The sequence below is a fragment of the Pseudactinotalea sp. HY160 genome (genome assembly GCF_009372055.1).
In the GTDB taxonomy this organism is placed as follows: Bacteria; Actinomycetota; Actinomycetes; order Actinomycetales; family Beutenbergiaceae; genus HY158.
The window spans coordinates 18,942-36,442 of record NZ_WHMT01000026.1 but is presented as its reverse complement, the minus strand read 5'-3'; the positions used below and the strand labels follow the sequence as shown (position 1 = coordinate 36,442).

The following is a 17,501-nucleotide window of genomic DNA, read 5'->3' as shown; positions in this document are numbered from 1 at the left end:
CAACGGCCGGCTCGAACACCTCCGCGGCTCAGCCCTCGGCTTCCGAAACCTGACCAACTATGTAGCCAGATCGTTGCTCGAGGCCGGCGGATTCAGACCCCAACTACACCCTGGATTGTGAAGAGCCGGAAATGGTGTGAGTGAGGCCCCTGATGTCGAGCACGGGCATTGACGCACGGCTCCTCACACATCCTCCCCATACATCATGACGAATTCTCCCAGTCCCACGTTCGGATCAGCGGCGGCCAGTCGGGAACCGCGCACACTCGCACGAGCATCCTGGCAGGCGCCCGACCGGCCGCGCTCCATCAGGATTCCCAATCACCACACGAGACCGGGCTGAACGAGTTCGATCGACACGCACGGATCTCATAGACATAGACCGGCGAGTACACCACTCGGATACTCACAGTCTTGCCGCAACCGTCCTTGTTCGTCACCCGGCCGCTGGAACCGTCACTCGACCGCCAGTCAGCTGCGGCGAACAGGTTGTCACAGACCGTGTCCTTCGAGTAGACGCGCTCCTGCGCGTTGTTCGTGTAGGCGTAACTGCCCGACCTCGACGCTTCGATGACCTTGGCCTGGGCTGTCGTAGCCACCGCCGCAGACACCATGAGTGCCATAAGCGCTCCTGCCACCAACTTCTTTGTCTTGCGCACGTCCCTCTCCTAACTAGCCTGGGACCGACCCCTTTTGTCGACCCCGTCTTTGTAGCATGCCAGCTCACATTGCGTCACGTCAAGAAGCTTGGCAAGCCTCGCACTTCCCCTCGACTCGCGAGACAGTAGCTCCCGCATGACGATATTCTACACAGTTCTCCAAATTTCCCCATGTTTCTCAGGATATTAACGAAATCGCGCACCATATAATATCTCCAACCGCAGATCAGCGATTGCACATATTTCCTGCGCTCACGACACTGCGGGGCAGTGAGCTCGTCAACTTCACCGGGCAGCGGACGACGCAGAGACCCCATCGTTGGGGTACTCGACTCAGGCACGACGTCTGCGACACTGAAACAACGTTTGAGCGAGTCGGGCGATGGAGCGTTTCGCCTGCCATACCTGTAGGTGAAGGCGAAGTGCGTCGTCTACCGCGTCCATGAGCGTGGCCGGAACTCGTGCGAGAACAGGTCCGACCCGCTCTACCGAGATCGCGCGGACCTGTTCGGGCTGGGCCTTCGAGTCCATCCTCAGCCCTGTCTGGGTCGCCAAGAGGAAGACCTAGAACGCGAATATGCGGGTGGTGTTGCTCGTGACGGGAACGATCGTGACGACGCCCCGGGCCGATCGAGAGGCACTGGCATCGGGGCCCACGACAGTCGCAGGACGCCGCTTGTTCGCTTCACCACCACGCACCGGATCGAGATCCACCAGTCGCAGCTCACTGCGGAGCATCGGCGAGTCCGTCCTCGGACGTGGCCGCCCAGGCGGTCTCCTCACCGCTCGACGCCCACTCCTCCCATGCCGCGGCGTAGTCGCCTTCGAGATCCGAATGACGGAGGAGCCCGATGGCCCGGCGGACCGCCGCAGACCGCGACGGCAGGTCCGCGCGGCGAACGACGTCGTCCAGGACTGCCAGGTCCTCGTCCGAGAGGCGGATAGTGATCTTCATACCCGATCCTACCGAGGAGCCCCCGCTCGCAGGGGTCAGGGGGTCGGTGCGCGCTACGCCCCCACGATCACGGCCATGCCGGAGACGATCGCGAAGCCGAGCACGAGGTGGCGCAGGAGCGGTCCGTCGAGGCGGTGATGCACGAGCGAGCTGGCAAAGGAGCCGGCGAGCAGGAACGGCAGCAGCGCGGCCGTGAGCCGCAGTGTGCCGACGTCGATCTCGCCGCCGATGCCGAGCACGACGAGGGAGAGGATCTCGCCGACGAGGAAGCAGACCGCCACCGTGGAACGCAGCGTGGGGCCGGGCCGGTGCTGATACGCGAGCGCCAGCGGCGGGCCGCCGACCCCGGTCGAGGTCTCGGTGATGCCGGTGACGAGGCCGACGACCGCGAACGCGGTGCGGTTCGGGTCGAAGACGGGGGCCGCCAGCGCGATCACGGCGGCGATCACGGTGGACCAGCCGATGAGCAGCGCGAGCTGGTGCAGGTCGACGACGACGAGGATCCACAGGCCGACGAACGTGCCCGCGAACCGGCCCACGCCGACCCACGTGACCCCGCGCCAGTCGAGCGCGGACCGCTCGCGCCAGGCGATATGGGCGTTGAGCGGGATCATGAGCACGAGCAGCATGACCGGGATGAGCGAGGGATCGAGCAGGCTCACCACCGGCGCCGCGATCATGGCGAAGCCCATCCCCGTCGAGCCCTGCACGAACGCGGAGACGAGCACGGTCGCCGCGAGGATGAACGCGGCCGCGCTCATGCTCCGGCCCCGCCCCGGCGCGCGCGGCGCCCCCATTCGCGGATATCGGCGAGCCTCGCCATCGGCCTCCTTCGCCGCCGGGGCTCGCATCCGAGCAGCGCGCATCGACTCTGGGCGCCGGCGACGCTATCGAAGTCTCGAACCTCGGTCAATCGGCGCGGGGACTACTCGTGCCGCAGATCCTCCGGACGGATCCGGGACCGTGTCAGCGGCAGGGTCGCCAGGGAGGCCGTCAGCGCGCCGATCGTGATGACGACACAGACCGTGATGAGCGCCGAGCCGTCCACGGGCAGGCCCGCTCGCTGCGAGGCGTCGAGCCGCATGAGGGCGGCGAGCGCGGTCCAGCCCAGGCCGAGCGCCATGGCGATGGCGGTGGCCAGCGGCACGGCCGTGGCGAGCGCCTGCGAACCGCGCAGGATGCGGGCCGGAATCCCGACGGCGACCAGTCGGGCGCGTCCCCTCCTCCTGGCTCGTGCCCGGTCGATCGAGGCCACGACGAACACCAGCAGCGCCACCGCGATGCTCGCGCCCACGACCGTCCAGACCGTGACGCGCATCGTGACGACCTGCTCGTAGTCCGGCATGGCCGGTGCGAAGACCTGCATCCCGTATTCCTCGGCCAGGCGCTCGACGTCCCCACGGACCTCGCCTCCCGCCGACGCGATGACGTTGACACTCGGCGGTTCCGGGGCGCCGTTCTCCCGGGCGATCGAGGACGGCACGAACAGGTCGATACGTTGGGGGTGCCACCACCGATCCATCGTCGCCCGCACGTCCTGGGTGAGGACCGAATCGACCCGTGCCGAGAAGGACTCACCGGTGACGCCGATCGACAGTCCCACCCGGGTGGGAGCGTGAGCGGCGTCCACCTCCCACAGGTGTGCGAATAGGTCGTCCGGCGCATCCGCGTGGGTGATCCAGGCTGCCCGCCCGTCCACACACCCGGACACGGCCGCGACGAGGGCGAGCTGCGAGCAGGTGCCGACGAAGACTCTCGGGCACACGCCGTCGCGGGCGACACAGGACGCCGGCGAGACCGTGGGCCTCGGGATCACGCCCTCCACGGCTGGAAGCGCGGCCAGCCGCTCGATCAGGTCGGCAGGCACCGGTTGCTCCCCCGGTGAACTGACCGAGATCTCCTGCGGCCCCTCCTCCACCTGGTGGACGTAGGAGGCTCGCACACCACTGGACTCGTACAGGCCGAGATAGCCGATCGCCACGAACGCGATGAAGGTCGTGACACCCAGGGCCGTGACCCGCCGCGAGATCGCCACGCCGTGGGTCTCCATGGACCGACCGGCGAGCATCACCCAGGTCGCGCGGCCGCGGGCGAGCATCCGGGCGATCCAGGAGGTGAGGAGCGGCACGGACAGCGCCACCGTGGCGGCCGCCGCGACCGCGGCTCCGAACAGCGCGTACCCCGTGCGGACACTCACGTGGTCCGGTGGCGTGACATACACGGCCAGGATGAGTCCGAGGGCGATCGGAAGCGGGGTCAGCCGCCAGAGTGAGGGCCGCAGTACCGCCGCCTCGAAGACGCCTGCTCCGAGGCCGCGCAGTCGGCGCACCGGGGCGAGCGCCAACACGGCCGCCAGCGCCACCACCGCCGCCCCGACCACCGCGAGGCTCTCCCCGACCGCGATCGGTTGAGCCAGGACGGGCGCCGCGACCGCCGTGAGCACGACCCGCAGGAGGAGGAACACGCCGACGCCGAGGGCGCTGCCGAGCAGCGCGGGAACGAGGATCTCGACCGCGGCCACCAGCAGCACCCCGCGGCGTCCGAGCCCGAGCAGCACGAGTGCCCCGAGGCGCCGATCGCGCACCTCGGAGGACAGCCGCCCGACCGCGAGGATGAGCGCCACCACGGGAGCCGCGATCACGGCGAGCGTGGTCGCGACCGGTCCACGGAGGGGATCGACCATGAGCGGGTCCGGTCCCGCCGGGAACATCGCCTCGGGCAACTCCCATGCCAGCGTGAGAAGTGCGACCGCGAGGGCACACCCCACCACGACGCTGAGGAATCGCAACCGGCCACCGGCCCGCGTCAGCCGAGCACCGAGCACGACCAGGGCGGCCATCAGGGAGCCTCGGGCAGGTGCGCCGCCGGTGTGCGCAGGAGCCCATCGCGCATCTGCACGTCCCGATCCGCGAACGCGGCGACCGACATCTCGTGGGTCACCAGGATGACCGCGGCCCGCGTCTCACGCGCGGCTCCGATCAGCGCCTCGAGCACCCGCTCACCGGCGAGGGTGTCGAGGGAGCCCGTGGGTTCGTCCGCGAAGACGACCTCGGGGGAATGGATGAGCGCCCGGGCGACGGCCGCGCGTTGCGCCTGCCCGCCGGAGACCTCGTTGAGTCGGCGCCCGGCAAGGTCCGCGATGTCCAACGTGGCCATGAGGTCCAGGGCGAGCCTGCGCGCCGGTGACCGTCGCTGCCCCAGCAACCGCAGCGGCAGCTCCACGTTCTCCACGAGGGTCAGTTCCGGCACGAGGTCCCCGAACTGGAAGACGAACCCCATCCGCCGCAATCGTGCCTCGGCCCGGGCACGCTCCGTGTGGTGGTCGATGCGCTCCCCGCTCAGGTGAACCTGGCCGTGATCCGGCGTCAGCAGCCCGGCCAGGAGATGCAGGAGGGTCGACTTCCCGGAACCGGAGGGCCCCATGAGCGCGACGATCTCCCCGGAGCGGACGTCGATGTCCACGCCGCCGACGGCCTCGTCCCTGCCGTAGGCGTATCGCAGCCCGCGGCCGCTCACGGTGATTCCCGGGCCCCGGTTCATCGATCCTGGCCCAGCACTCGTGCCACGTCGTCGCGGATATCCGCGAGCCGGGCCGCGGCGAGTTCGATCCAGCGCATATCGGCCTCCAGGTGGGCCATCTCGAAGTCCGCGGCGATGCGGTCGATGACGTCCCCGGCCGAACGGGCCGCGGTCAGCTCCCGCATCCGCGCCAGGTAGACCTCGCGCTGCCGGTCGAGGATCCGATCGACGGGCTTGCCTCCCGCCAGCGCGAGCACGACCCGGGTGAACAGTTCGCTCGGACGCCCCGTGGGCAGGTTCGGCGTGAGCAGCCAGCGATCGAGTTCGGCGACCCCCTCGCCGGTGATCGCGTAGACCTTCCGATCGGCCCCCTCGCCGGGCTCGAGGCCCACGCCGTCGGCCAGGCCATCGCGTTCCAGCCGGGCGAGTGTGGCGTAGACCTGACCGAACCGCAGCTCGCGTTCCTGCCCGAGCAGGCCGTCGTACCGGCGCTTGAGGGCGAAGCCGTGGGAGGGGCCGATCTCCAAGAGGCCCAGGAGCGACATCGGAATACTCATGCCCACAGTTCACCATGTGTATACCCTCAGTGTCTACCTGGAGTGGCTGGGCGGGTCGACACCCTCGAAATGAGGCGCCGAGGTCGCTAGCCTGTCGTCATGGGTACGCGGATCCGCTCATCCGATCTCCGCAACGATTACGTCGAGATCATGCGTCGGGTCGCGGCCGGAGAGACGTTCACCGTGACCGTTCACGGCCGTCCCGTGGCCGATATCGCGCCCCATCGAGCGCGGCCGCGGCGTCGCCGGTTCGTGCCGGTCGCCGACCTCGAGCGCGTCATGACCGATGGGCCACAAGCCGATCCGGCGGCATGGCCATCCGACGTGGCCGAGACAGATGAGCTCTTCGGTCCCGACGAGCCGGTCGATCCGTTCGACGCGGCCGGCCGGTGATCGGGCGATGGCCCAATTGCATCCGGACCCTCCTCACCCGAGACGGCGCCGACGTCGTCCGCCTCAAGACGTCAGCCAGGTCACCGACTCGTCATTGGCTACGTCTCCCGAAGCGAACTACACTCTGCAATATGGTGACGTATACGGTTCGTAGTACAGCGGACGTCGAGCATGCGCTGGAGCTTCTTACGGATGAGGGCCAGTCCCGCTCTGCGGCGATCCGTCAGGCCATCATCGAAGCGGCGCGCACTCGGCAGCGGGCCCGCGTGCGCGCCGAGGCCGAGCGACTGCGCAACGATCAGGCCGACGTCACGGCGGCACGTCGACTCGAGTCCGAACTGGACCACATCAGTGCGTGGTGACATCTTCCGACTTACCGCTGGTGACGAGCGCGGCCACGAACAAGGTGGGCCACGCTATGCCGTGGTTATCCAGTCCGACGACGTGATGGCGCTGTCGACCTGGATCGTCGCCCCCACGTCCACGAGCCGCGCAGCATCATTTCTACGCCCCGAGATCGAGATGGGTGGCACCCTCACCCGGGTGTTGGTCGAGCATATGCGGGCGGTTGACCCCGAGGTTCGCCTGGGAGACTTCGCAGGCCGCCTGACGATCGAGGAGATGGGGTCGGTGGATCGGGCGGTGCGCACGGTGCTCGGCTTGGACTGATCCGGCTCCAAGGACCTCATGCCCGCGGCGGTGCGCGGGCATGGGTGCGAATCTGGGAGAATCGGGCCCATGACTACTGCTTCCCGCCACGACAAGGCACGCCCGACCGCCCCGGTGCGCGACGTCGTCCATACGCCGGACAAGGTGAGCCTCGAGGGACTGGAGGCGCGGTGGGATGAGGCGTGGTCCGAGGCGGGGCTGTTCGCCTTCGACGAGCGCACGACGCGCGAGCAGGTCTACTCGATCGACACCCCGCCGCCGACGGCGAGCGGGTCGCTGCACGTGGGGCACGTGTTCTCCTACACCCAGACCGATGCGATCGCGCGCTACCAGCGGATGGCGGGCAAGAACGTCTTCTACCCGATGGGCTGGGACGACAACGGGCTGCCGACCGAGCGGCGGGTGCAGAACTACTACGGCGTGTTCGTGGACACGTCGCTGCCGTACGAGGAGGACTTCGAGCCCCCGTTCCACGGCGACATGCCCAAGAGTGCCCGGCAAGTGGGCATCTCCCGGCGCAACTTCGTCGAGCTGTGCCTGCGGCTGACGACCGAGGACGAGAAGTCCTTCGAGGAGGTCTTCCGCCACCTCGGGCTGAGCGTCGACTGGGCCCAGACATATCAGACGATCTCCCCCACCTCCCAGGAGGCCTCGCAGCGGGCGTTCCTGCGCAACCTCGCCCGCGGGGAGGCCTACCAGATCGAGGCCCCGACGATGTGGGACGTGACGTTCCGCACCGCGGTCGCCCAGGCCGAGCTCGAGGACCGCGAGCGCCCGGGCGCCTATCACCGGGTCTCCTTCCACCGGGCGGCTGCCGGCGGTGTCGAAGGCGCGAGCGAGTCGGTGTTCATCGAGACGACGCGCCCCGAGCTGCTGCCCGCGTGCGTGGCCCTCGTGGCCCACCCGGACGACGAGCGCTACGCCGACCTGTTCGGCACGACGGTCACCTCCCCCGTGTTCGGGGTCGAGGTGCCGGTGCTCGCCCATGCCCTCGCCGACCCCGAGAAGGGCTCGGGCATCGCGATGATCTGCACCTTCGGCGACACGACCGATGTGACCTGGTGGCGCGAGCTCAATCTGCCCGCCCGCACCGTCATCGGCCGCGACGGGCGCTTCCGGCCCGAGGCCCCCGAGGCGATCACCTCCGAGCCGGGCCGGGCCGCCTACGCCGAGCTCGCCGGGCTCACGGTGTTCTCGGCCCAGAAGCGCGTGGTCGAACAGCTGACCGCCTCCGGGGACCTGCACGGGGAACCGAAGAAGATCACCCACCCGGTCAAGTTCTTCGAGAAGGGCGAGCGGCCGCTCGAGATCGTCTCCTCGCGGCAGTGGTACCTGCACAACGGCGGCCGCGACGACTCGAGCGACGGCCTGCGCGCCGGGCTGCTCGAGCGCGGCGAGGAGCTCACGTGGCACCCGCCGTTCATGGCCTCCCGGTACGCGAACTGGGTCGGCGGGCTCAACGGCGACTGGCTGCTCAGCCGGCAGCGGTTCTTCGGCGTGCCGTTCCCGCTGTGGTACCGGCTCGACGCGGACGGCGAGCCCGACTACGACGAGCCGCTCACCCCGCCGGAGAGCGCGCTCCCGATCGACCCGAGCATCGACGTTCCCGCCGGCTACACCGAGGACCAGCGCGGCGTCCCCGGCGGATTCGCCGGCGACCCCGACGTCATGGACACGTGGGCCACCTCCTCCCTCACCCCGCAGCTGGCGGGCCGGTGGGAGCGGGAGGGCGACTTCTTCGCCAAGGTGTTCCCGATGGACCTGCGCCCGCAGGCCCACGACATCATCCGCACGTGGCTCTTCTCCACCGTCGTGCGCTCGCACGCCGAGCACGACACGCTCCCGTGGCGGCACGCGGCGATCTCGGGCTGGATCCTCGACCCGGACCGTAAGAAGATGTCGAAGTCGAAGGGGAACGTCGTCACCCCGATCGGGCTGTTGCACACCCACGGCGCGGACGCGGTGCGGTACTGGGCGTGCTCGGCCCGGCTCGGCGCGGACACGGCCTTCGACGAGCAGCAGATGAAGATCGGCCGGCGGCTCGCGATCAAGGTGCTCAACGCCTCGAAGTTCGCCCTCTCGCTCGGGCCGGTGCGGCTGGACGGCGCCCTGGTCACCGAGCCGATCGACCGCGCCCTGCTCGCGGGGCTCGCCTCGGTGGTCGAGACCGCGACGGCGGCCTACGCCGAGTACAACTACACGCGCGCGCTCGAGGTGACCGAGACGTTCTTCTGGACGTTCTGCGACGACTACCTCGAGCTGGTCAAGGACCGTGCCTACGGTCACGAGGACTCCGGGGCGAGCGCGGCGCAGACGGCCTCGGCGCAGGCGACGCTCGCGATCGCGCTCGACGTGGTGCTGCGGCTCCTCGCCCCCGTGCTGCCGTTCGCGACCGAGGAGGTGTGGTCGTGGTGGCGCGAGGGCTCCGTGCACGCGAGCCCGTGGCCGGGCGTGGAGGTCCTGCGCGACGCCGGCGGGGCGGCCGACCCGACCCTGGTCGATGCGGCCGGGGCGGCGCTCGCCGCCATGCGCAAGCTCAAGAGCGAGGCGAAGGCCTCCCAGCGCACCCCGTTCCGCGACGTGAGGATCACCAGCTCCTCGGACGAACTGCTCTCGCGGGTGAAGGACGACCTGCGCCGGGCCGGGGTCGTGCAGGGACAGCTGACGATCGCGGCGCAGCAGGCGGACGTCCAGGGCGAGGTCCGGGTCACCGGCGAGCTCGTCACCGCGGAGTAGTCCCGCCCCACCTCGGCCACCGTGCAAGAATGAACCCGAAAACAACACTTCGGGACACGAGTCCGCGGGGACAAGCCAAGGAGGGCCAGTGTTAGTGACCGAACGCCGCCGGCGCGTGCTCGAGGAGGTCCGCCGAAAGGGTGCGGTCACCGTGACCGACCTGTCCGAACGGCTCGGCGTCAGCGGCATGACGATCCGCCGCGACCTCGAGGCCCTCGCCGGCGACGGCATGCTGGAGAAGGTGCACGGCGGCGCGACCGTCCGGCACGCCCCGAGCGCCGAGGAGCTCGACTTCGACGAGACCTCCCAGCAGCGCCGGGCCGAGAAGGAGGCGATCGCCGAACGCGCCGCCCAGCTCGTTCAGCCCGGCATGTCGGTCGGGGTGTCCGCGGGATCGACCACGTGGACCTTCGCGCGGCACCTGCGCGGGATCTCGGACCTGACGATCGTGACCAACTCGCTGCGCATCGCCGAGGAGTTCCGACGCACGGATCCGGACCGGACCGTGGTCATCACCGGCGGCGTGCGCACCCCCTCGGAGGCGCTCGTGGGCCCGGTCGCGGTGCGCGCGCTCCAGGTGCTGCACTGCGACGTGCTGTTCCTCGGCGTGCACGGGGTGGACCTGCGCGCCGGACTCACGACCCCGAACCTCATGGAGGCCGAGACGAACCGGGCCCTCGTGGCCTCGGCGCAGCAGCTCGTGGTGCTCGCGGACCATTCGAAGTTCGGCCGGGTCGGGTTGAGCACGATCGTGGAACTGAACGCCGTGGACACCCTCGTGACCGACTCCGGCGTGGACCCGGAGGCCCTCGAGGTCGTCGGCGAGCAGGTGGGCGAGCTCATCACGGTGGCCGCGCCGGGCCAGTGAGCCGCTACCGATCGCGCGGCACGCGCCACAGGTGCATCGTGGCGTAGGAGCGCCACGGGGACCACCGCTGCGCGCGCCGCCCGAGGGCCGCGTGGGCGGCCGATCGTGACAGCGCGGGATCCGTGAGGCCGAGGACGCGGGCGCCGGCGAGCACGGCGACGTCGCCGAGCAGCCAGGCGTCCGGATCGCCGCGCAGCCGCATCGCCGCGTAGGCGGCCGTCCAGGGCCCGATGCCGGGGATCGCGGTGAGCCGGGCGCGCCACCGCTGCGACTCGACGTCCGGGTCGACATCCGGATCGAGCAGGTCGCGGGAGCCGTCGACGAGGCCGGCGATCGCCCGGACCGCGGCGATCGAGCGGGCCGGGAGCCGCAGCGGTCGCTCCGGATCGAGCGGGCGCTCCGGATCGGGCAGGCCCTCGAGGAGCTGCCGGGCGGTGGGCACGAGCCGGGTGAGCCCGGCCGCGCCGCCGTCGACGGGTGAGCCGAGGATCCGGGTGAGCCGGCCGAGGTGCTCGCGGGCGCGGGCCACGGAGATCTGCTGGCCCACGACCGCGCGGAGCAGGAGCTCATGCGGATCGCTCGCGCCGGGAACGCGGATGCCCGGGATCGCCGCCACCCGTGGGGCGAGCACCGGGTCGGCGGCGAGGGCGGCATCGACCTCGGCCGGGTCCGTATCGAGATCGAGGAGACGACGGAGCGCGCCGAGCGCCGCCGCCTCGTCCGCCGCGTCGGCCAGGTCGAGCCGCGCCCGCAGGCGCCACGCGGACGGGGCGCCGTGGCTCCGCCCGGTCGCGGTCACCTCGATCACCGCGGGGCCACCCGGCAGCCGGAGCGTGCGGGCATAGGTGAGCGGGCCGCCCGGGCCGAGTTGCGCCGTCTCCACGCCCTCGATCGCGCGCGCGGCGAGGAAACCGAAGACGCCCGGCGCATCGTAGGGAGACGGCGCGGGCAGGTCGACGGTCGGCATGGCTCGATCCTGCCACCGCAGGGCCCTCGTGCCCGTTCGGGCACGGCGACGGGCCGACTCGGCTTCCCGTGCGCCCGGGACGCGTCCGTGCCGCCGACGTATCCTCCGGGGAGGAGTCCGAAGGAGGTGGAGGGCGGTGTTCGAGTCGCGGATGCCCGATTCGGCCGGTGGAGCGATGCCCGGCCACGGGGCCGGGCCGGTCCGTCGCCCCACCACGCCCGAGTCGGTCACCACGGACGCACGGGACATCCTGCTGACGCAGCGTCGCGCCGGGAACGCCGTCACCGTCTCCCTCATCCACGCGCGATCGGGCCTGCGGCCGGCTCTCGGCGTGCTGCAACGGGTGATGGCGTCGGTCGTCATGCGGCGCGGCGACCGCGGGGAACGACGGGTCGGCCAAGTTCTCATCGAGCGCGGGTCCGGCACGGCGGGCGGGGCACACGCCACGGCCTACGCGGTATTCACGCGGATGGTCGTCAACGCGACCGAGAAGAAGACCTTCGAGGCGGCGATGGCGGGGCTGGGCGCGCTGCTCGACACCTTCCGATCGCTGCCGGGATACCGGAGCGCGACCGAGAAGGAGCGGCATTCGATCGAGACGATGACCGGAGTCGTCCGCAACTCCATCTCCCGGGCGACCACAGGTGAGGGGATCGACGATCTCGAATGCACGCAGACCCTTCAACAGGCGATCGAGCAGACGCTCCGCATCAGGAACGCGATCCCCGGCACGCTCATCCGCGACAGGCACGGCAAGCCGGTGAGCGGGAAGAAGGGCGCCGGGGAGGACAGCGAACGCGTGGGCGTGCGGAAGCTCGGCGATGCTCAGCAGGTGCTCGGGCGGGAAGGCGAGGTGAAGGATCCGGGCGGCGGCCACGGGAAGACCATGGCCGCCGGGATGCTCATGACGTTCGATCGCAAGGCCCTCACGGTCGATGTCGAGGATCGCAGCGCGCGGTACGGCGCCGCGCTCGCGCAGCACACGATGACCGTCTTCGCCGCCTTCCCCGGTCTGAGCCGAGAGAAGCAGGGGGTGGTCCAATGGCGATTCGTCGACGACGCGTTGACGGAGGTGGATCTCGACGATGAGCTGGACGCACAGGTCCGCGCGGAGGTGGCCCGGCTCACCGGGTTGCCGGAGCCGTCGAGGAAACGCGGGCTCGAGGCCGACGTCGCCGTCGACGACCTCGATGATCGGGACCAGGACGAGGAGGAGCTCTCCGACCTCGAGGACGAACAGTCTCGGGTGAAGCGGTCGAGGACCGGGAACGACGACTGATCCTCGCCTCTCCCACCCGGGGCGGTCAGTGCCCGCGAGCGATCCAGTCGGCCAGGTGTGGCTTCTCGGCGCCGATGCTCGTGGAGTCCCCGTGGCCGGTGAGCACCTCGGTGGATTCGGGCAGGGTGAGGAGCCGGTCGCGGATCGAGTCGACGATCGTGCCGAAGTCCGAGAACGAGCGGCCCGTGGCGCCGGGGCCGCCGTTGAAGAGCGTGTCGCCGGAGAACAGCACGCCGCCCTCCCCCAGCGCCGGGGCGTGGAAGCAGGTCGAGCCCGGGGAGTGCCCGGGCGTGTGGAGCGCGGTGAGGCTCACCTCGGCGCCCGCCGGGCCGATCGTGAACACCTGACCGTCGACGATCTCGGCGTCGAAGCCGGCGCGTGGATACACCTCCCGCCAGAGCATCTCGTCGGCCGGGTTGAGGTGGATCGGCGCCCCGAGTCGCGCGGCGACGTCTCGGGCGGCGCGGATGTGGTCGTCATGGCCGTGCGTGAGGAGCACGGCGACCACGCGTCGTCCCGACACGGCCGCGACCACGGCGTCGGCGTCGTGGGCGGGATCGATCACGAGGCACGCCTCGTCGTCCCCGACGATCCACACGTTGTTGTCGACCTCCCACGTGCCCCCGTCGAGGGAGAACGTGCCGCTCGTGACGACGTTCTCGATGCGGATGCGGCCGGTGGCGTCGGTGCGCGTCATGAGTCCTCCCCCCGCCGGTCGGCGACGACCCCGGGGGGCGGGTTGATCTCCACCACGGAGCGCAGCACGCGGCCGGCGCTCATCCGGGTGAAGGCGGGTTCGATCTCGCCGAGCTCGATCCGCTCGGTCACGAAGCCGTCGAGGTCGAGGCGGCCGCGCCGGTACTGGTCCACGAGCATCGGCAGGTCGCGCGAGGGCAGCGTGTCGCCGTACCAGGAGGACTTGATCGAGCCGCCGCGGCCGAAGAGCTCGTCGAGTGGGAGCTCGACGGTCGTGCCGGGCTCGGGCACGCCGACGAGCACGACCCGCCCGGCCAGGTCCCGGGCGCGGAAGGCCTGCTCGAACGTCACGGCGATGCCGGCGGCGTCGACCACGAGGTCGGCCCCGAAGCCGCCGGTGAGGGACCGGATGCCCTCGACCACATCCTGCTCGCGGGCGTTGATCGTGTCGGTGGCGCCGAAGGAGCGCGCGGTGGCGAGCTTGCCGTCGTCGAGGTCGACCGCGATGATCGTCGTGGCCCCGGCGAGCGCGGCGCCGGCGACCGCCGCCGTGCCCACGCCGCCGCAGCCGATGACCGCCACGGACTCACCGCGCCGGATCGCCCCGGTGTTGATCGCGGCCCCGATGCCGGCCATGACCCCGCAGCCGAGCAGTCCGAGGGCGGCGTACTGGTGGGGCTCGATCGCCCCCTCGATCTTCGTGCACTGGCCGGCCGCCACGAGGGTCTTCTCCGCGAAGGCGCCGATCCCGAGCGCCGGGGAGAGCTCGGTGCCGTCGAGCAGGGTCATCTTGTTCACGGCGTTGTGGGTGTCGAAGCAGTACCAGGGCTCACCCCTGCGGCACGCCCGGCAGCTCCCGCACACGGCCCGCCAGTTGAGGATGACGGCGTCGCCGGGGGCGACCTCGGTCACGCCCTCGCCCACCGCAGCGACGATGCCGGAGGCCTCGTGCCCGAGCAGGTAGGGGAAGTCGTCGCCCACGCCGCCGACCTTGTAGTGCAGGTCGGTCTGGCACACCCCGCACGTGATCACGTCGACCAGCGCCTCGCCGGGCCCGGGGTCGGGCACCAGGATCGTCTCCACGGTCACCGGCTCGTTCTTCGCCTTGCAGACGACGGCCCTCACCTCGTGCACATCGGCCTCCCTTGGTTGCGTGTCGACGTTGACCGCCACCATATCCGCTGCCCCGCGATCCAGCGGGCAGGACGGGAGGACGCGTGGTCGATCCGGGCGGCGTGGCGGCCGAGCTCAGCGACGCTTGGTCGGGATGCCGAGGATGGTCGGGGGCGGGGCGTCGAGCTCGTCGATCGGCTCCTCCGGCCCGCCCTCACCGCCGCCGCCTCCCCATTCCGGCCCGACCCACACGCGCCAGTTCTCCTCGTAGCGGCGAATGCTCGCGTCCGCCACGAGCGCGGCCGGATCGGCCTCCCCCAGCTGGGCGTGGAGGGAGCCGGCGTGCGCCGGGGGCACGAATCCCACGATCCGGTTGCCCCACACCACGACGACCCGGCCCTCGGCCCCGGCGGTGAACTCCACCCGACCGCTGAGGCCGCCGCGGCGCCTGTCCACGGCGGACAGCAGGGAGAGGATCGCGCGCTGCAGTCCCACCGCGTCACTCGCCCAGAACCCCTGGGCCAGTTCGGCCGCCATCGGCTCGGCCCGGTGCCGCCGCCAGAATCTGAGCACGGCGCTACTCGACCCGGGTGTCCGCGGCGTGGGTGTCCGCGATGTCCTCGTGGTGCTGGATCACCTCGGCCACGATGAACCCGAGGAACTTCTCGGCGAAGACCGGGTCGAGTCCGGCGTCGTGTGCCAGCGCCCGCAGCCGTGCGATCTGCCGCTCCTCCCGCGCCGGATCCGAGGGCGGCAGCCCCGAGTGTGCCTTGAGCAGGCCGACCCGCTGCGTGCACTTGAACCGTTCGGCGAGCAGGTGCACGAGCGCGGCGTCGATGTTGTCGATGCTGCCGCGGATGCGCAGCAGCTCCTCGGGCAGCCCGACACCCGGTGCCGCGGGCTCGCCCATCAGGCGCTCTTCTCCCGCGGCTCGTTCTTCGGAGCCTCCCGGGGCACGAGGGTCGGGTTGACGTTCTCGAGAACGACCTCGTCGGTGATGACCACGCGGGCCACGTCGTCGCGGCTCGGCACGTCGAACATCACCCCGGCGAGCACCTCCTCGAGGATGGCCCGGAGCCCGCGGGCACCGGTGCCGCGCAGGATCGCCTGCCCCGCGATGGCGACCGTGGCCTCCTCGGTGAACTCCAGCTCCACGCCGTCCATCTCGAACATGCGCTGATACTGCTTGATCAGGGCGTTGCGCGGCTCGGTGAGGATCCGCACGAGCGCGTCGTCGTCGAGCGGGGTGACCGTGCTGATGACCGGCAGCCGGCCGATGAACTCGGGGATGAGGCCGAACTTCAGCAGGTCCTCGGGCATGACGTCGTCGATGACGTCCACGGTGTCGGCGCTGTGCAGCGGGGAGCCGAACCCGATCCCGCGCCGCCCGGCCCGGCCCGCGATGATCTCGTCCAGCCCGGCGAACGCCCCGGCCACGATGAACAGCACGTTCGAGGTGTCGATCGTGAGGAAGTCCTGATGGGGGTGCTTGCGTCCGCCCTGCGGCGGCACCGACGCCTGGGTGCCCTCGAGGATCTTGAGCAGCGCCTGCTGCACGCCCTCCCCGGAGACGTCGCGGGTGATCGAGGGGTTCTCGGACTTGCGCGAGATCTTGTCGATCTCGTCGATGTAGATGATGCCGGTCTCGGCCTTCTTCACGTCGAAGTCCGCGGCCTGGAGCAGCTTGAGCAGGATGTTCTCCACATCCTCCCCGACGTAGCCGGCCTCGGTGAGCGCCGTGGCGTCGGCGATCGCGAACGGCACGTTGAGCATCTTCGCCAGCGTCTGGGCCAGGTAGGTCTTGCCGCAGCCGGTCGGGCCGATGAGCAGGATGTTCGACTTCGCCAGCTCGACCTCGCCCTCCCCCACCGTCGGGTTCTCGACCCCGGCCCGCACCCGCTTGTAGTGGTTGTAGACGGCGACCGCGAGCGAGCGCTTCGCCGAGTCCTGGCCGATGATGTACTCCTCGAGGAAGTCGAAGATCTCCCTCGGCTTGGGCAGCTCGGTCAGCTCGGTCTCGACGGTCTCGGCGAGTTCCTCCTCGACGATCTCGTTGCACAGCTCGATGCACTCGACGCAGATGTACACGCCGGGGCCGGCGATCAGTCGCTTCGTCTGCTTCTGGGACTTGCCACAGAAGGAACACTTGAGCAGATCGCCGCCTTCGCCTACGCGCGCCATCTCTTCCTCATTCCTCTCACGATTCCTGCCGGTGACGGCAGGGGCGGACTCGCATCAGCCCATTGTTGTCGATCGGCGGATGCGCGCCAGGCCACTCTATGCTCGCCCCCTCGTCAACGCGAGAGGGTCTGCCGCGTGTCGATCACACGGGGCAGACCCTCCCGAGGCGAGCTGCGTCGTCCATACGCCGTGCATTCGCCGATCACGCCGACGGCAGCTCCGGCGTCTTGCGGCTCTCGAGCACCTGGTCCACGAGGCCGTACTCGAGCGAGGCCTGGGCGGAGAGGATCTTGTCGCGCTCGATGTCGTTGCGCACGAGCTCCACGTCCCGGCCGGTGTGCCGGGCGAGGGTGTCCTCGAGCCATTCGCGCATCCGGATCATCTCGTTCGCGTGGATCTCGATGTCCGAGGCCTGGGCGTAGCCGCCCTCCATCGCGGGCTGGTGGATGAGCACGCGGGCGTTCGGCAGCGCGAGCCGCTTGCCGGGCGAGCCGGCGGCGAGCAGCACGGCCGCGGCGGAGGCGGCCTGGCCGAGGCAGACCGTCTGGATCTGCGGCTTGATGTACTGCATCGTGTCGTAGATCGCGGTCATCGCGGTGAACGAGCCGCCGGGTGAGTTGATGTACAGGGTGATGAGGCCGTCCGGGTCCTGGCTCTCGAGCACGAGGAGCTGGGCCATGACGTCGTCGGCGGACGCGTCGTCCACCTGCACCCCGAGGAAGATGATGCGGTCCTCGAAGAGTTTGGTGTAGGGGTCCTGGCGCTTGAAGCCGTAGGCCGTCCGCTCCTCGAACTGAGGCAGGACGTACCGTGAGCTCGGGGCGGGGGCGAGGCCACCGGGAGCACCGGCCCGGGTGGTGAACGCGCCGGGCCGATCGTGCTGTTGAAGATTGCCGAAATTACGCACGT

19 protein-coding genes and 1 pseudogene are annotated in these 17,501 nt (G+C 70.4%); 6 read left to right on the top strand and 14 right to left on the bottom strand.

Annotated elements, in window-relative coordinates:
• Nucleotides 1-308 precede the first annotated feature (308 nt).
• From GCG21_RS15235 to GCG21_RS15205, 7 genes and pseudogenes are all read right to left on the bottom strand, one after another.
• Nucleotides 309-659, bottom strand: coding sequence for a hypothetical protein (locus tag GCG21_RS15235; RefSeq protein ID WP_152910526.1), 351 nt, complete (start codon nucleotides 657-659; stop codon nucleotides 309-311).
• A 333-nt stretch (nucleotides 660-992) separates the two neighbouring features.
• A pseudogene (locus GCG21_RS15230) lies at nucleotides 993-1,397 on the bottom strand (type II toxin-antitoxin system PemK/MazF family toxin).
• Nucleotides 1,384-1,614, bottom strand: coding sequence for a ribbon-helix-helix domain-containing protein (locus tag GCG21_RS15225; RefSeq protein WP_152910525.1), 231 nt, complete (start codon nucleotides 1,612-1,614; stop codon nucleotides 1,384-1,386). The pseudogene GCG21_RS15230 and the gene GCG21_RS15225 overlap by 14 nt, the downstream one beginning before the upstream one ends.
• Nucleotides 1,615-1,667: 53 nt before the next feature.
• Nucleotides 1,668-2,375 carry a sulfite exporter TauE/SafE family protein gene (locus GCG21_RS15220; protein WP_152910524.1) on the bottom strand — a complete coding sequence of 236 codons (708 nt, stop codon included), beginning with the start codon at nucleotides 2,373-2,375 and terminating at the stop codon, nucleotides 1,668-1,670.
• A 164-nt stretch (nucleotides 2,376-2,539) separates the two neighbouring features.
• Nucleotides 2,540-4,453, bottom strand: coding sequence for a hypothetical protein (locus GCG21_RS15215; RefSeq protein ID WP_152910523.1), 1,914 nt, complete (start codon nucleotides 4,451-4,453; stop codon nucleotides 2,540-2,542).
• Nucleotides 4,453-5,154, bottom strand: a complete 702-nt coding sequence (locus tag GCG21_RS15210) for an ABC transporter ATP-binding protein (protein ID WP_152910522.1) — start codon at nucleotides 5,152-5,154, stop codon at nucleotides 4,453-4,455. The genes GCG21_RS15215 and GCG21_RS15210 overlap by 1 nt, the downstream gene beginning before the upstream one ends.
• The gene (locus tag GCG21_RS15205; RefSeq protein ID WP_152910521.1) at nucleotides 5,151-5,690 is read right to left on the bottom strand and encodes a PadR family transcriptional regulator; all 540 of its coding nucleotides are present in this window, start codon (nucleotides 5,688-5,690) and stop codon (nucleotides 5,151-5,153) included. The genes GCG21_RS15210 and GCG21_RS15205 overlap by 4 nt, the downstream gene beginning before the upstream one ends.
• A 99-nt stretch (nucleotides 5,691-5,789) precedes the next feature.
• Here GCG21_RS15205 and GCG21_RS15200 point away from each other — a divergent pair, with 99 nt between their 5' ends.
• The 5 genes from GCG21_RS15200 (at nucleotide 5,790) to GCG21_RS15185 (ending at nucleotide 10,356) form a co-directional block, all read left to right on the top strand.
• Nucleotides 5,790-6,083: a type II toxin-antitoxin system Phd/YefM family antitoxin gene (locus tag GCG21_RS15200; protein ID WP_152910520.1), complete on the top strand. Its 294-nt coding sequence runs from the start codon at nucleotides 5,790-5,792 to the stop codon at nucleotides 6,081-6,083.
• A gap of 131 nt (nucleotides 6,084-6,214) precedes the next feature.
• Nucleotides 6,215-6,445: a hypothetical protein gene (locus GCG21_RS16855; RefSeq protein ID WP_227993954.1), complete on the top strand. Its 231-nt coding sequence runs from the start codon at nucleotides 6,215-6,217 to the stop codon at nucleotides 6,443-6,445.
• Nucleotides 6,435-6,752, top strand: coding sequence for a type II toxin-antitoxin system PemK/MazF family toxin (locus tag GCG21_RS16850; protein ID WP_370517560.1), 318 nt, complete (start codon nucleotides 6,435-6,437; stop codon nucleotides 6,750-6,752). The genes GCG21_RS16855 and GCG21_RS16850 overlap by 11 nt, the downstream gene beginning before the upstream one ends.
• Nucleotides 6,753-6,821: 69 nt before the next feature.
• Nucleotides 6,822-9,488 (top strand): valine--tRNA ligase, encoded by a 2,667-nt coding sequence (gene valS, locus GCG21_RS15190; RefSeq protein WP_152910518.1) that lies wholly within the window; start codon nucleotides 6,822-6,824, stop codon nucleotides 9,486-9,488.
• A 94-nt stretch (nucleotides 9,489-9,582) separates the two neighbouring features.
• Entirely contained in the window at nucleotides 9,583-10,356 is a 774-nt protein-coding gene (locus tag GCG21_RS15185; RefSeq protein ID WP_370460110.1) for a DeoR/GlpR family DNA-binding transcription regulator, read from the top strand.
• Nucleotides 10,357-10,360: 4 nt separating this feature from the next.
• Here the strand turns inward: GCG21_RS15185 and GCG21_RS15180 are convergent, their stop codons facing one another.
• Nucleotides 10,361-11,323, bottom strand: coding sequence for a DNA-3-methyladenine glycosylase (locus tag GCG21_RS15180; protein WP_194165133.1), 963 nt, complete (start codon nucleotides 11,321-11,323; stop codon nucleotides 10,361-10,363).
• A gap of 136 nt (nucleotides 11,324-11,459) precedes the next feature.
• Between GCG21_RS15180 and GCG21_RS15175 the strand changes: the two genes are divergently transcribed.
• Nucleotides 11,460-12,602: a hypothetical protein gene (locus GCG21_RS15175; protein ID WP_194165132.1), complete on the top strand. Its 1,143-nt coding sequence runs from the start codon at nucleotides 11,460-11,462 to the stop codon at nucleotides 12,600-12,602.
• A 25-nt stretch (nucleotides 12,603-12,627) separates the two neighbouring features.
• Here GCG21_RS15175 and GCG21_RS15170 read toward each other — a convergent pair whose 3' ends face one another.
• From GCG21_RS15170 to GCG21_RS15145, 6 genes are all read right to left on the bottom strand, one after another.
• Entirely contained in the window at nucleotides 12,628-13,299 is a 672-nt protein-coding gene (locus GCG21_RS15170) for an MBL fold metallo-hydrolase (RefSeq protein ID WP_152910515.1), read from the bottom strand.
• Nucleotides 13,296-14,432, bottom strand: coding sequence for an S-(hydroxymethyl)mycothiol dehydrogenase (locus GCG21_RS15165; protein WP_370517559.1), 1,137 nt, complete (start codon nucleotides 14,430-14,432; stop codon nucleotides 13,296-13,298). Before GCG21_RS15165 ends, GCG21_RS15170 begins: the two co-directional genes overlap by 4 nt.
• Before the next feature lie 114 nt (nucleotides 14,433-14,546).
• Nucleotides 14,547-14,984: a hypothetical protein gene (locus GCG21_RS15160; protein WP_152910513.1), complete on the bottom strand. Its 438-nt coding sequence runs from the start codon at nucleotides 14,982-14,984 to the stop codon at nucleotides 14,547-14,549.
• A gap of 4 nt (nucleotides 14,985-14,988) precedes the next feature.
• Nucleotides 14,989-15,321 carry a chorismate mutase gene (locus GCG21_RS15155; protein WP_152910512.1) on the bottom strand — a complete coding sequence of 111 codons (333 nt, stop codon included), beginning with the start codon at nucleotides 15,319-15,321 and terminating at the stop codon, nucleotides 14,989-14,991.
• Nucleotides 15,321-16,592: an ATP-dependent Clp protease ATP-binding subunit ClpX gene (gene clpX, locus GCG21_RS15150; RefSeq protein WP_152910511.1), complete on the bottom strand. Its 1,272-nt coding sequence runs from the start codon at nucleotides 16,590-16,592 to the stop codon at nucleotides 15,321-15,323. The genes GCG21_RS15155 and clpX overlap by 1 nt, the downstream gene beginning before the upstream one ends.
• A 202-nt stretch (nucleotides 16,593-16,794) precedes the next feature.
• Entirely contained in the window at nucleotides 16,795-17,499 is a 705-nt protein-coding gene (locus GCG21_RS15145; protein WP_153878423.1) for an ATP-dependent Clp protease proteolytic subunit, read from the bottom strand.
• Between the last annotated feature and the right edge of the window lie 2 nt (nucleotides 17,500-17,501).

Coding starts and splice junctions, on each gene's coding strand:
- valS (WP_152910518.1), top strand. CDS start 6,822: ATGACTACTGCTTCCCGCCACGACAAGGCACGCCCGACCGCCCCGGTG.
- GCG21_RS16855 (WP_227993954.1), top strand. CDS start 6,215: ATGGTGACGTATACGGTTCGTAGTACAGCGGACGTCGAGCATGCGCTG.
- GCG21_RS15220 (WP_152910524.1), bottom strand. CDS start 2,375: ATGAGCGCGGCCGCGTTCATCCTCGCGGCGACCGTGCTCGTCTCCGCG.
- GCG21_RS15210 (WP_152910522.1), bottom strand. CDS start 5,154: ATGAACCGGGGCCCGGGAATCACCGTGAGCGGCCGCGGGCTGCGATAC.
- clpX (WP_152910511.1), bottom strand. CDS start 16,592: ATGGCGCGCGTAGGCGAAGGCGGCGATCTGCTCAAGTGTTCCTTCTGT.
- GCG21_RS15170 (WP_152910515.1), bottom strand. CDS start 13,299: ATGACGCGCACCGACGCCACCGGCCGCATCCGCATCGAGAACGTCGTC.
- GCG21_RS15200 (WP_152910520.1), top strand. CDS start 5,790: ATGGGTACGCGGATCCGCTCATCCGATCTCCGCAACGATTACGTCGAG.
- GCG21_RS15180 (WP_194165133.1), bottom strand. CDS start 11,323: ATGCCGACCGTCGACCTGCCCGCGCCGTCTCCCTACGATGCGCCGGGC.
- GCG21_RS15155 (WP_152910512.1), bottom strand. CDS start 15,321: ATGGGCGAGCCCGCGGCACCGGGTGTCGGGCTGCCCGAGGAGCTGCTG.
- GCG21_RS15225 (WP_152910525.1), bottom strand. CDS start 1,614: ATGAAGATCACTATCCGCCTCTCGGACGAGGACCTGGCAGTCCTGGAC.
- GCG21_RS15215 (WP_152910523.1), bottom strand. CDS start 4,453: ATGGCCGCCCTGGTCGTGCTCGGTGCTCGGCTGACGCGGGCCGGTGGC.
- GCG21_RS15205 (WP_152910521.1), bottom strand. CDS start 5,690: ATGAGTATTCCGATGTCGCTCCTGGGCCTCTTGGAGATCGGCCCCTCC.